The 12,658-nt window shown below is 58.1% G+C and carries 17 protein-coding genes; 13 read left to right on the top strand and 4 right to left on the bottom strand.

Annotated elements, in window-relative coordinates; genetic code table 11:
* The first annotated feature begins 2 nt into the window (after positions 1-2).
* From ffh to trmD, 10 genes are read left to right on the top strand one after another with little or no spacing between them, the layout of a single operon-like run.
* Positions 3-1,499, top strand: coding sequence for a signal recognition particle protein (gene ffh, locus AC2FIZ_RS15935; RefSeq protein ID WP_281995861.1), 1,497 nt, complete (start codon positions 3-5; stop codon positions 1,497-1,499).
* A complete protein-coding gene (locus tag AC2FIZ_RS15940) occupies positions 1,500-2,054 on the top strand; it encodes a GNAT family N-acetyltransferase (protein ID WP_142639154.1) in 555 nt (184 codons plus the stop codon). It begins immediately after the preceding gene.
* Complete coding sequence (locus AC2FIZ_RS15945) at positions 2,051-2,602, top strand: GNAT family N-acetyltransferase (RefSeq protein ID WP_142639152.1); 552 nt, start codon at positions 2,051-2,053, stop codon at positions 2,600-2,602. Before AC2FIZ_RS15940 ends, AC2FIZ_RS15945 begins: the two co-directional genes overlap by 4 nt.
* On the top strand, positions 2,599-2,895 hold the full coding sequence (locus tag AC2FIZ_RS15950; RefSeq protein WP_142639150.1) for a chorismate mutase: 297 nt from the start codon (positions 2,599-2,601) through the stop codon (positions 2,893-2,895). The genes AC2FIZ_RS15945 and AC2FIZ_RS15950 overlap by 4 nt, the downstream gene beginning before the upstream one ends.
* A 42-nt stretch (positions 2,896-2,937) precedes the next feature.
* Entirely contained in the window at positions 2,938-3,327 is a 390-nt protein-coding gene (rpsP, locus tag AC2FIZ_RS15955; RefSeq protein WP_142639148.1) for a 30S ribosomal protein S16, read from the top strand.
* Positions 3,328-3,339: 12 nt separating this feature from the next.
* On the top strand, positions 3,340-3,975 hold the full coding sequence (gene bluB / locus AC2FIZ_RS15960) for a 5,6-dimethylbenzimidazole synthase (RefSeq protein ID WP_281973528.1): 636 nt from the start codon (positions 3,340-3,342) through the stop codon (positions 3,973-3,975).
* Positions 3,976-3,979: 4 nt separating this feature from the next.
* Complete coding sequence (locus tag AC2FIZ_RS15965; protein ID WP_185956731.1) at positions 3,980-4,129, top strand: hypothetical protein; 150 nt, start codon at positions 3,980-3,982, stop codon at positions 4,127-4,129.
* A complete protein-coding gene (gene rimM, locus AC2FIZ_RS15970) occupies positions 4,122-4,625 on the top strand; it encodes a ribosome maturation factor RimM (protein WP_496791317.1) in 504 nt (167 codons plus the stop codon). The genes AC2FIZ_RS15965 and rimM overlap by 8 nt, the downstream gene beginning before the upstream one ends.
* The gene (locus AC2FIZ_RS15975) at positions 4,625-5,440 is read left to right on the top strand and encodes a hypothetical protein (protein ID WP_281995860.1); all 816 of its coding nucleotides are present in this window, start codon (positions 4,625-4,627) and stop codon (positions 5,438-5,440) included. Before rimM ends, AC2FIZ_RS15975 begins: the two co-directional genes overlap by 1 nt.
* Complete coding sequence (gene trmD, locus AC2FIZ_RS15980; protein WP_271951461.1) at positions 5,437-6,246, top strand: tRNA (guanosine(37)-N1)-methyltransferase TrmD; 810 nt, start codon at positions 5,437-5,439, stop codon at positions 6,244-6,246. Before AC2FIZ_RS15975 ends, trmD begins: the two co-directional genes overlap by 4 nt.
* A gap of 133 nt (positions 6,247-6,379) precedes the next feature.
* On the opposite strand, the gene AC2FIZ_RS15985 is transcribed toward trmD, so the two are convergent.
* Positions 6,380-7,183 (bottom strand): glycoside hydrolase family 25 protein, encoded by an 804-nt coding sequence (locus tag AC2FIZ_RS15985; RefSeq protein ID WP_142639140.1) that lies wholly within the window; start codon positions 7,181-7,183, stop codon positions 6,380-6,382.
* 381 nt (positions 7,184-7,564) lie between these two features.
* Here AC2FIZ_RS15985 and rplS point away from each other — a divergent pair, with 381 nt between their 5' ends.
* Together rplS and rpmE are read left to right on the top strand one after the other, a co-directional pair.
* Entirely contained in the window at positions 7,565-7,948 is a 384-nt protein-coding gene (gene rplS / locus AC2FIZ_RS15990) for a 50S ribosomal protein L19 (protein WP_496791318.1), read from the top strand.
* Between the two features lie 11 nt (positions 7,949-7,959).
* Positions 7,960-8,181 (top strand): 50S ribosomal protein L31, encoded by a 222-nt coding sequence (rpmE, locus tag AC2FIZ_RS15995; RefSeq protein WP_142639136.1) that lies wholly within the window; start codon positions 7,960-7,962, stop codon positions 8,179-8,181.
* Positions 8,182-8,287: 106 nt separating this feature from the next.
* Here rpmE and AC2FIZ_RS16000 read toward each other — a convergent pair whose 3' ends face one another.
* Together AC2FIZ_RS16000 and AC2FIZ_RS16005 are read right to left on the bottom strand one after the other, a co-directional pair.
* On the bottom strand, positions 8,288-9,874 hold the full coding sequence (locus AC2FIZ_RS16000; RefSeq protein ID WP_282027904.1) for an MFS transporter: 1,587 nt from the start codon (positions 9,872-9,874) through the stop codon (positions 8,288-8,290).
* Positions 9,875-9,953: 79 nt separating this feature from the next.
* Entirely contained in the window at positions 9,954-10,841 is an 888-nt protein-coding gene (locus tag AC2FIZ_RS16005) for an AEC family transporter (protein ID WP_281995858.1), read from the bottom strand.
* Positions 10,842-11,052: 211 nt separating this feature from the next.
* Between AC2FIZ_RS16005 and AC2FIZ_RS16010 the strand changes: the two genes are divergently transcribed.
* The gene (locus AC2FIZ_RS16010) at positions 11,053-11,862 is read left to right on the top strand and encodes a division plane positioning ATPase MipZ (protein WP_496791320.1); all 810 of its coding nucleotides are present in this window, start codon (positions 11,053-11,055) and stop codon (positions 11,860-11,862) included.
* Between the two features lie 99 nt (positions 11,863-11,961).
* Here the strand turns inward: AC2FIZ_RS16010 and AC2FIZ_RS16015 are convergent, their stop codons facing one another.
* A complete protein-coding gene (locus AC2FIZ_RS16015; RefSeq protein WP_496791321.1) occupies positions 11,962-12,576 on the bottom strand; it encodes a putative glycolipid-binding domain-containing protein in 615 nt (204 codons plus the stop codon).
* Positions 12,577-12,658: the final 82 nt, after the last annotated feature.

Here is a 12,658-nt window from a genome sequence, read left to right on the forward strand (position 1 = left end):
GCATGTTTGAAAATCTATCCGAACGCCTCTCTGGCGTCTTTGACCGGCTGACCAAACAGGGTGCGCTGTCTGAAGAGGACGTCAAGACCGCCCTGCGCGAAGTACGGGTTGCCTTGCTTGAGGCCGACGTCTCGCTGCCGGTCGCGCGGGAATTCGTCAAGAAGGTACAGGATCAGGCCACCGGTCAGGCTGTTACCAAGTCGATCACCCCCGGCCAGCAGGTCGTCAAGATCGTGCATGACACGCTGGTTGACGTGCTGCGCGGTGAGGATGATCCCGGTGCGCTCAAGATCGACAACCCGCCTGCCCCGATCCTGATGGTCGGTTTGCAGGGTTCGGGTAAGACGACAACCACCGGTAAGCTGGCCAAACGCCTGAAAGAGAAAGAGGGCAAGAAGGTCCTGATGGCCTCGCTGGATGTTTATCGCCCGGCGGCGATGGATCAGCTGGCCGTTCTGGGCACGCAGGTCGGCGTCGATACGCTGCCGATTGTTCCCGGCCAGAAGCCCGTCGACATCGCCAAACGCGCCAAGCAGCAAGCGACGCTGGGTGGTTATGACGTCTATATGCTCGATACCGCGGGCCGTCTGCACATCGACGAAGTGCTGATGAACGAGGTCGAGCAGGTTCGCAACGCGGTCGACCCGCGCGAAACCCTGCTGGTCGTCGACGGTCTGACCGGTCAGGTCGCCGTTGAGGTCGCCGAGGAATTTGAAGCCAAGGTCGGTATCTCGGGCGTGGTTCTGACCCGGATGGATGGTGACGGGCGCGGTGGCGCGGCGTTGTCGATGCGCGCGGTCACCGGCAAACCGATCCGCTTTGTGGGCTTGGGCGAAAAGATGGACGCGCTTGAGACGTTCGAGCCGGACCGGATTGCAGGACGTATTCTGGGAATGGGCGACATCGTTGCCCTGGTCGAAAAGGCCCAGGAAACGATGGAGATCGAACAGACCGAGCGCATGATGAAGCGTATGGTCAAAGGTCAGTTCAACATGAACGACCTGAAGATGCAGCTGGAACAGATGATCCAGATGGGCGGCATGCAAGGCATGATGGGCATGATGCCCGGCATGGGCAAGATGGCCAAACAGGTCGAAGAATCGGGCATGGATGACAAGGTGCTCAAGCGCCAGATCGCCTTGATCCAATCCATGACCAAGCGTGAACGCGCCAACCCGCAACTGCTGCAAGCCAGCCGCAAGAAACGTATCGCGGCGGGTTCGGGTATGGAGGTCAGCGACCTCAACAAGCTGCTCAAGATGCACCGGCAGATGTCGGACATGATGAAGAAGATGGGCAAGATGGGCAAAGGCAAGATGCTGAAACAGGCCATGAAGGGCATGTTTGGTAAAGGCGGCCCCTCGCCAGAAGACATGGCGGCAGGCATGGACCCCAAGGCGCTGGAGCAGGCGGCCAAAGCGATGGGTGGCAAGATGCCCGGAATGGGCGGAGGCATGGCCCTGCCTCCGGGCCTCAGCGGATTTGGCAAAAAGAAGTAAATGACCGCCGCTGCACCTCATATCCCCCGGCTTGAAACCGAACGCCTGATCCTGCGCGCCCCGTGCGAGGACGATTTCAGCGCGCTGGAAGCATTCTTTGCCAGCGACGCATCGAAATTCGTCGGCGGTCCCAAACGTGCGGATGAGACATGGCGGACACTTGCCCTACTGCTGGGTCACTGGACCCTTCGCGGCTATGGGTATTGGGCGGTAGAGGAAAAAGGCGCCGGCAAATACATCGGCCATGTAGGGCTGTGGTTTCCGCATAGCTGGCCTGAGCCGGAAATCGGCTGGACACTGATGAGCAGCGCAACAGGCAAAGGATACGCGACCGAGGCGGCGCTCGCAGCACGGACATATGCCTATGACGTACTGGGCTGGGATACTGCTATTTCTCTGATCGACCCCGACAATCTGGCGAGCAGAGCCGTGGCCGATCGATTGGGTGCGCGGTTTGACAGCATCTATAAACACCCGGCCTATGGCGAGATGCAGGTTTGGCGGCATCCGGCTCCATCAGACCTTGAGAACGGTGGAGTGGAGGCATACGCATGACGACGTTCTCCATCCCGATCATCGAAACTGAACGCCTTGTTCTGCGGGCCCCGCATGCGGATGACTTGCCTGAGTTGACTGCCTTCTATGCATCCGAGCGCAGCCATATGGTTGGCGGTCCGCGGGATCAGGTGGGCAGCTGGAGCTCTCTGGCAACGCGTCTGGGTCACTGGGCGCTGAAAGGCTACGGCCTTTGGCATCTGACCGAGAATTCCAGCGGTCGCTTTGTTGGCGCGGTTGGCATCATTGATGTACCTGGCTGGGACGAACCCGAACTCGGCTGGACCCTGATGGACGGGGCGGAAGGCAAAGGTCTGGCTTTCGAGGCAGCCCTTGCAGCTCGCGACTATGCTGCGCGCCAACAGGGTTTGAATGGCGTCATCAGCTATATCGCGCATGAAAACACGCGCTCTCGTGCCTTGGCCGAGCGTATGGGGGCCAGCTTCGAGCGCGAAGGCGAAGTGATGGGCAAGCCCTGCCAGGTCTGGCGCCATCCCACGCTCGATTTATCCGAACCTGCTTTGACCACCGAAAGGACCGGCCAATGACCAATCCCGTGACTCAGGCTGCCGCGTTGCTCAAGGACCACCGCGAAAGCATCGATCGCTTGGACGCGATTCTGGTTTACACACTGGGCGAGCGGTTCAAGCACACACAAGCCGTTGGCAAACTGAAAGCGGCACACGACCTTCCCCCGTCCGATCCCACGCGCGAAGCTGCGCAGATCGCACGGTTAGAAGACCTGGCGAAAGAGGCCGATCTTGACCCCGATTTCGCCAAGGCTTTTCTGAATTTCATCATTCAGGAAGTCATCCGACACCATAAGAAACACCAGAATTGACCGGGCCGTTCCCGGCACACGCCATCTAAAGGAGATACCACCATGGCAATGAAAATTCGTCTCGCCCGCGGCGGCTCGAAAAAGCGTCCCTTCTACCGCATCGTGGCTGCCGACAGCCGCATGCCGCGCGACGGCCGTTTCATCGAAAAGCTGGGCACCTACAACCCGCTGCTGCCGAAAGACAACGAAGAGCGCGTTAAAATGGACATGGAGCGCATCCAGTACTGGCTGGACCAGGGCGCCCAGCCCACCGACCGGATCGCCCGCATGCTGGAAGCAGCCGGCGCCAAGGAAAAAGCTGAGCGTAGCAACCCCAACAAGGGTACCCCGGGCAAGAAAGCTCAGGAGCGCGCGGAAGAAAAAGCTGCAAAGGCCGCTGAAGCTGCCGAAGCTGCTGCTGCGCCTGCTGAAGAAGCAGCAGCAGAAGAGTAAGCAGGGCGGCGCGTGCGGGATCAGACCTTTACCGACGATTTTCGCGCGCAGTTCGATCTGTTGTTGCGGCTCCGGCGCGATGTGCGCCGGTTTCGCGACGATGCTGTGGACGAGGCAGTGCTGACGCGCTGCCTCGACGCATTTCGACTGGCGCCGTCTGTTGGGCTCAGCGAGCCTTGGCGTGTGGTCCGAGTCGAAAGTACCCCCGCGCGTGAGGCTGCGCTTAAGAACTTTCAGGCGGCGAATGCCCAGGCCCTAAAGGGATACTCGGGCGACAATGCGCGGCTCTACAGTCAGCTGAAACTGACGGGAATGCAGGAAGCACCGGTGCAGCTGGCCGTGTTCTGCGACGATTCCACCGACAAGGGGCGCGGTTTGGGTGCAGGTTCGATGCCCGAGATGCGGCGCTATTCCGTGGTCTCGGCAGTCACCCTGTTCTGGCTTGCCTTGCGGACCGAAGGGATGGGGTTGGGATGGGTGTCTATTCTGGACCCCGAACGAATGGCGCGTGATCTGAATGTGTCGGATAGCTGGCGGTTGATCGGTTACTTCTGTGTCGGATGGCCCGAAGAGCACTCGGAAACCCCCGAGTTGCAGCAATCTGGCTGGGAATTCCGCGACGACAACCTGCTTGTGGAGGTACGATAGACGTATGTTCGGACTATTACGGCTTCCTATCCTGTTGATGATCGCCTTTATTGTGGGCGTGTTTTTCGAACGCTCGAACCAGCGCGAAGCGTGTGAGGCACGCGGGTTATGGCAAGACGGGCTATGTGTGACGGTGGATGGACCAAATGAATGACCTGATCTGCGTAGGAAGTGTTGCGGGCTCATACGGGGTGCGCGGCGAAGTGCGCCTGAAAAGCCATTGCGCGATCCCTGAGGATATCGAAGCCTATTCGCCGCTGACGGATGAACAGGGCGCGAAACGCTATCCGCTTGTCCTGACTCGTCCGATCAAGAATGGCTTTGCCGCCAGATTGGGCGGAGTTGAAACCAAGGAACAGGCAGATGACCTGAAGGGGCTGCGCCTGTTTGCGCGGCGCGATCAGTTGCCTTCGCTACCTGATGACGAGTTCTACCACACAGATCTAATCGGACTTGCGGTCTATGACACAGGGGGCGCGTTGCTGGGTCAGGTTAAATCTGTCCAGAACCACGGTGCGGCGGACCTGTTGGAATTGCACGGGCCGGGCCTGAATTCCACTGTTTTGCTACCGTTCACACTCGAGTCGGTTCCTACAGTTGATCTGGAACAGGGCCGCATCGTCGCCGACCCGCCCGAAGGGCTGATCTGATGCGTCGGGTCCTGCTGCATCTGGGCCTGCACAAAACTGGCACAACAGCAGCACAATCCTTCCTCTATGAAAATCGCGAGCTGATTTGGCCGCATTTTGCGCTGGTCCTACCGTATCGCACCCGCAATTCCGGCCTGTCCCGCGCGGCCACCAACCATTCCGTCTATGGAACAGTGGGAACCCTCTCCGAGTTTGGCAGTCAGCTGCGCGAATTTCTGGACAGCCTGGATTTCGGCGACAAGCGGGGACTGATCCTGAGCGAAGAAAACTTCGCCGGCCTCAGGCCCAGCCGCAATATCGACCAAGGCTATGCTGCGGCCCCCGATCTGGCTGCCTGTCTGGTGGATTCAATTCGCCAGCGATTTTCAGGGCAAGAGGTTGAGATCACAATATACCTGTCTCTGCGCCAGCGCGGAGGCTGGTTGCGCAGCCTGTGGGCACATGATCTGGAACGGATGCGACAGGTTTTTGACTTTGAAACCTTTCGCGACAACCTGGACCACCTGCCCCCGCTGCAAGACACCGTCAGCCGCATCAAGGAAAAGCTGCCTTCCGTCTCTGTTACGACTGAATGGCTGGAAGATTTGCAACTGCGACGGCTTGGACCTGGCGACCCCTTTGCCGAATTTATGGACCTGTCGCGTGAAAAGGCCAACCTTCTGGTGCCTCCGACTCAGGTCAATACCCGGCTCCCCGAAGACGTCCTGTCCGAGTTGCTGGAACTGAACCGTTCGCGCCTGGAAGAAGCGGCTCTGGTTGCGCAAAAGACTGCCGTGATTGAACGCGCGCAGACAGACCTGATTGGTACATCATGACTGATACGTCCCCGAAATCTCATGGTCGCAAGGCGATCCGTCCTACGCTGAAACCGCGCGAACTGCTTACGCCCACGCCCGATTTGCATGGGGTGTGGAAGGCCAAGATCATCACCTTGTTTCCGTCGGCCTTTCCCGGAGTTCTTGGCGAAAGCCTGACTGGAAAAGCCCTGCAAGAAGGGTTGTGGCAGCTGGAAACCGTTGACCTGCGTCAGTTCGGTGTCGGCAAGCATCGCAATGTGGACGACACCCCGGCCGGCGGCGGAGCGGGGATGGTGTTGCGCTCTGATGTATTGGGCGAAGCAATCGAGCACACGATGACCGAGGCGCAAGGAAACTGGCCTCTGATCTACCTTAGCCCGCGCGGTCGCCGCATGGACCAGCGCATGATGCAGAACCTCGCGCGCTGTGATGGCATGACCCTGCTATGTGGGCGGTTTGAAGGTGTTGATGAACGGGTGCTGGAGCATTACGGCGTCCAAGAGGTCTCGCTGGGGGATTTCGTGATGACCGGAGGCGAGATTGCCGCGCAAGCGCTGATCGACGCCACGGTGCGTCTGATCCCCGGCGTTCTGGGCAATCAGGCCTCGGCCGAAGAAGAGAGTTTTTCGTCGGGCCTGCTGGAGCACCCCCAGTACACCCGCCCGGCCGAATGGAAAGGCCGCCCAATCCCCGAGATTTTGATGTCAGGCCATCATGGTCGCATCGCCGAATGGCGTCACGATATGTCCGAACAGATCACCCGCGAACGGCGACCCGATCTGTGGGAGGCCTATCTGAGTGAACGGGAAGAGACGTCTGACTGACATCCCCCGTGTGACATGAGCCCCGCAGCTGAGCGGTCCCGGTTGCAGAATTATTCGGGGGGGAAAAGCGCGAATGCAGGCTTGATCACTTCGTCGTGGGCGACACCATCGAAACCTATGGGGTGCCCAAAGTCTAAGGGCTACCAGATTTCCAGCGCGCCCAGATTTCCGGTGGCCCGTTGAAGACATTGATATCAACCCTCCCCTGAACACCGGGCACCAGCCCGGTGCCGGTGTATTGCCAGAGCCGCCACACCGCTTTGGGATACACATTTCGCGGATGACCGGCGACCGAACGCAACCAGAACTCAGTCTTGGGCAGCCGCCCGATATTCGTATCACCATAGAAATCCACCGTCGTATAGACGATCGGACGGCGCCCATAGTGGCGTTCGAGGATATCCAGGAACTGTTGAGCCTCGGCCCGGACCGTCGCACCATCGGGGCGCAAGGTGCAGGTCTTAGAATGCGGGGTCCACTCCATGTCCAGCACATGTGGCAGATCCGATCCCTTGGGTACGTTCTGGATGAACCAGCGGGCCTGTTCCCGCGCCGACCGGCAGAAATAGTAGTAATGATATGCCCCCCACGGCACGCCCGCAGCCTGCGCACCTTGCCGATGGCTGGCAAACATGGGGTCGGCGACATCGCCCCCTTCGGTCGCTTTGATAAAGACGAAACTAACGCCGGACTGCTTGGCGGTGCGCCAGTCTATCGCTCCTTGCCAGCGCGATACGTCCAGCCCGTGCACCGGGTAATGCCCCGGATGTCTCCCTTCCCATTCGTGGGGGTCTGCATCTGCAAAGGCTGGGAAGATCACAGAGGGCGGCGTAGCATCTGGAAACGACTGGGCCTCGACCAGTTGCGGCGGCGGGCTGCTGCGACCGCAGGACAGGGTCGCAAAGGCCATGACGGCGAGCATCAATGCGGTGCGCATGATCTAATCCTGTATCAAATGACTGCTCTTATAATTACGTCCAGTTTGCCTGATCAGCCCCGCAAGGCAATGGTTCTGTTTGCGTGCGGCGGAAACCCACCGTTTTCCCCGCCTTGCATGGCGATTTAGGCTTGATCCCTGCCCCCGATGCCCGTAAATGACCGCAATCCGGTGCCGCAACTTCGCGACTCCGGTGTTTTGGTTTGCATCATGTCGTGACGCCCGGCTTTCTTCAGCCACGGCGCGGCGGGCAGGCCAGAGACCAAGTGAACATTCGATCTGACCTCTGGCGGGCTGTACGCAGGACCCGGTGAAGACCAAGAGCTCTCAGGCCGTGCCCAAACTTCGTGGACCAACCACGAGCAGATAGGAGAACCTGCGATGGACCTGATCGCACAGCTTGAGGCGGAACAGATTGCCGCCCTGGGGAAAGACATCCCCGATTTCAAAGCCGGTGACACCATTCGTGTCGGCTTTAAAGTGACCGAAGGGTCGCGCACCCGTGTTCAGAACTACGAAGGCGTCTGCATCGCCCGTAAAGGTGGCAACACCATCGCCGGTGCGTTCACCGTGCGTAAGATTTCCTTTGGTGAAGGCGTGGAGCGTGTGTTCCCGCTGTATTCAACCAATATCGACAGCATCTCCGTTGTCCGCCGTGGCCGCGTTCGTCGCGCCAAACTGTATTATCTGCGCACTCGTCGCGGTAAATCCGCACGTATCGCAGAGGTCACCAACTACAAGCCCAAAGCTGGCGCCGAAGCGTAAGGAACGGAAAGATGAAAAAAGACATCCATCCCGATTATCACGTCATCGACGTCAAAATGACCGATGGCACCATAGTTCAGATGAAATCCACCTGGGGCTCCGAAGGCGATCAGCTGGCTCTGGAAATCGACCCCTCCGTGCACCCCGCATGGACCGGTGGCGGCGCGCGTCTGATGGACGCCGGTGGCCGTGTGTCGAAGTTCAAAAAGAAATACGAAGGTTTGGGCTTCTAAGCCTGACCCGTTTCGAATGCGAAAGGCCGCCCCTCTGGGCGGCCTTTTTCGTTTTACCCGAAACCTCTGACACCGCCCTGGCAAGAAACGCGTCAGGATCAATCCCTCAGGAATTCTTCGCGCGTGTCAGATCCGCCGCGCTGTGCACCGGGGGCACAGGGCCGCGCAGCAACATCAACCCCAGCGTCACGCCGATCAGCGCCGCAATCGCCGTCACCATCATGGCGCTGTCAAAAGCGTTGTCCTGCAGGTCGCGCAAAGCATTTGACAGAGCACTTCCCGACGTCGGATCCATGCCGGCAATCAGTTGCTGGATTTGACTGGGCGTTCCGTGGGTCAGCGCATGAGCCAGATCATCACGGGGGGCCGAGCCGGCCGGTAACGCGTCGATCACTTCGGTAAGACCCCGACGAGAGGTGATGGCTTCGGCAAGCCCGCAGACCACAGCCCCCAACGTAGCCCCGAAATAGAGGCAGGCATTGATTACACCTGAGCCTTGCCCCACATGCTCATCAGGCAAAAGCCGCAACCCAAGACGCGGTAGCAGCGAGAAACAGATACCAAGACCAATGCCGACGATCATCAACTTCCACCAGATCTGCGCATATTGAGTGGGAACTGTAATCGTGGTCAGCAACAAAAACCCAGCGGCCATTGCGCCCAGCCCGATCACAACAGGCCATTGAAAGCTGTAGGGCGCAAGAAATCGAGGAGCGATGACCGAGATCGCGAACATGCTTAGGCTCAACGGCATAATCGCAAGCCCAGCCCCGATAGACGTGTATCCGAATGCATCAGGCGATTGGACGAATGTGTTGAAGTAGACGAAAAAACCAAACAGCATAAAGCCGGTAAGGAACATCCCCGCTGCCGCCATGAAATAGCGCGGATGAAGGAAATAGCGCAGCTCGACCAACGGATCTTCACTGCGGCGCGAAGCCAGCACAAGGCCGACCATGGCCAGCATGGCCACACCCAACGGCACCAGCGTCAACGGTGCCTGCCATCCTCCACTTTCCCCATTGCTCAGGGCAAATGACAGCGGCCCCAGAAACAGCACAAGAGCCACAGCGCCGAGATAATCGAACCGGGCACCGGCCAGTCGCGTGTTCGGTACATAGTTCCGCTTTCTCACGGTCAAGCCAATGATAAACGCGGTGGTCAGCAGGATCAGATCGGTGGCGAATACGGCTCTCCAACTGATGTAATGGGCGAATGCGCCGCCAAGGATAGGGCCGATCCCGATCGACAGTCCGACGATGGCGCCCCATGCTCCGGTAACGCTGGCGCGTTTTTCCTCCGGGGTCGCTGCAGTCAACAAGGGCAACGACGTGCCAAACAGCGCTGCGGCCCCTGCCCCCTGCGCCCCACGGCCAAACAGCATCATCGCCCCGTCCTGCGCGAACAAGGCCGAGGCAGAGCCTATGGCAAAAACGATCATGCCAACCAGAAACACGCCCAGCTTGCCCGTGATATCACCCAGCCGACTGATAATCGTCACCAGCGTGGCACTGACCACGGTATAGATGGCCATGACCCATTGCAGGCCCGAAGGCGACAGATCGAACTCATTTTTGAGATCAGGCAGGATGGTCGCGACCGCCGTGGAATTGAAGCCAACAACAACCATGCAAATCGCCGTCATGACCAATACAACGCGTGCGCCAGCATCAGATGAATTCGCTTTTAACATCAAATACGTCCTTAAATACGGGTGGCGGTTTTGGATCGTCACAACGATAGTTTAACAGGAATGTGCAAGCCGCCTAGCTTTAGATCCAGTATGACAGTGCCAGCGGCAAAGCGATGATCGTTGTCAGCGTCGAAACCAGTATGAACCCGGCAACATCGGGGCCGTATTCCGGCACATGCTGGTCTATGAACAAATAGGTCGCCACCGATGACGGCATCAAACAGCACAGGATCACCGCGCCGCGCTCAGCGCCTGTAAAGCCGAAGGTCCAGACCAACCCGCTGGCGATTGCAACTGCCATCACCAGGTGCAAAGCGGTCAGCGTCACCGCACGCCCAAGGCGGTTGACCCGAAGGCTGGCCAATGTGTGGCCCAATGTCAGCAGCATCAGCGGGATGGAAAGCCCACCCAGGATATCGAATGACTTCGCAACAGGCTGAGGCAGGCTATAGCCGCTGGCCATCAGCACCAGCGATAGGACCACCGCATATATGATCGGCGAGGTGGCGAGCTTTCTGGGCGAAAACTCTTTGGCTGGTATCCACATCCCTACAGTGAAGATGCTGACAAGAACGACCACTACAAAAGCCATCGTATAGGCCATCCCCGCATCGCCTAACGCAAGCAAGGTGATTGGCAATCCGATATTGCCCACATTCCCATGCATCAGAGGCGTCAGAAAGGCCCGCGCCGGTAGGCGCATAACCTTCAGCGCCGCAAATCCCAGAACACCAAACCCGGCAATCGCCAAAACCGCAGCGGCCATCACGTCCAGAAACGTTCCAACAGCGATCTTTGTGGCCGACAGATGAGAGATGATCAGTGTGGGATATCCAACCCGCGAAACGATCGCGCCAATTACCTTGTTGTCAAAGGGCGTTTTGGTCAACGCCAGTACATACCCAGCCCCGGCACAGATCAGCACCGGCAGCACCACATTCAGTACGTTCAGAAACAGATGCTCCAAGCCATGTCTTTCTCACAGTCCTTAAGCCTGGAGATTGAAACATAGTCCTGGCTTTCGCAAGTCAGCGGTCTGTGGGCAGGCTGAGATTTCCGCAACACCGCCTTTTTATGCCGCCATACATTGCTTCGGGTTCTTCCCTTCCCGCTTTCCACAACATATAGTGGCCTGCAACAACGTGTACGCAAACACGGTGAGACTTGGGAATACAGGCATGGCACATATTATCGTAGTGGGGAACGAGAAGGGCGGCGCGGGCAAATCGACTGTGTCCATGCATGTGGCCACCGCACTCGCCCGCCTGGGTCACAAGGTCAGCACCCTGGATCTGGACCTGCGGCAACGCAGCTTGGGACGGTATTTCGAGAACCGGAATAGCTTTCTGAAAAGCGCGGACCTGACCCTTCCCAGCCCCCGCCACCATGACCTGCCCGAGATTGATGCAAGCACGCTGAAACCGGGAGAAAACATCTATGACCACCGCCTCTCAGCGGCCGTGTCCGAGCTGGAAAGCGATAGCGATTTCATCCTGATCGACTGCCCCGGCTCTCATACCCGTCTCAGCCAGGTGGCGCATTCGCTGGCTGATACGCTGATCACTCCCCTGAACGACAGTTTTATCGATTTTGACCTGCTGGCACGCATCGATTCAAAGGGTGAGAATATTCTGGGCCCGTCGGTCTATTCCGAGATGGTCTGGAACGCACGCCAGCTGCGCGCGCAAGCCGGCCTGAAGCCCATCGACTGGGTCGTTGTGCGCAACCGCGTCGGTACCCAACGCATGGTCAACAAGGAAAAGATGCAGCGCGCGATCGAGATGCTGTCGCAGCGGATCGGCTTCCGGGTTGCTTCGGGCTTTTCCGAACGCGTTATTTTCCGAGAGCTGTTCCCGCGCGGGCTGACCCTATTGGACCTCAAGGATATCGGGATCAAACAGCTGAACATTTCGAACATCGCAGCACGTCAGGAATTGCGCGACATGATGAAAGAGCTGAACCTGCCGGGTGTTGAGATCGATTTTTAGAAGCTTTTTACGACGGGTAGACGGACTATACTGCCGCTCACCTGGAAAAACGAAAGTCCGTTTCTGGCAATCGTTTTAGCTTTAGAGCCCTTGTTGGGCCTAAGCTATCACTGCTTTCCAATACTCAGGGTAAACTCGAACGAAACCAAATCCATCGACAGTCAAATTTGCTTCGTATCCACTATTGATCGAAGTGTACCTATAGGTATTCTCGTTCAGCCGCTCATATCGTTGCTTCAGCGGTTTGAATGTCCAGGTTTCATCATCCAACCAAACAGCAGTGAACTCTGCCTGATCTCCAATCCCTAGCTGGAGTCGCTTGATCGCATTCGTGTTCGTGTTCGTGTTCGTGGCCGGTGTAAACCCAAGATCGATGTCGAGCAATTCATCAACAGCATCCACAACTTTGTCATTCGAGGTCCATGTACCATCGTCTTGCTTCACTAAAACAAGATCAACCCTATCTGCCCCAATCCAACGCTGTACGGTGGCGGCGCTACACACCCATTCGTCATTACAGGTCACGGAATAAGCTATTCTGACAGGAGAATTTTCAACTACGTAGACAGCCATGCCCGAGATTACGCGAGACGTTCCGTTACGGTTAACCGAACAGGCATCTGTGCCCACGACATCAATCCGTCGCCACATTGTACTTCGCATCATCGCCTCAACCATCGCTATTGCTTTGCTTGCCCCATAGCGGACATTCATGCGTGTATCAGCATAGGTCAATCAGGGCTCTCTCCAGCCGTTCTCGGCGGCGTGCATGAACGGCTGGGTCAGTGTTGTCAGA

The sequence above is a fragment of the Ruegeria sp. CDSB022 genome (assembly GCF_059611145.1).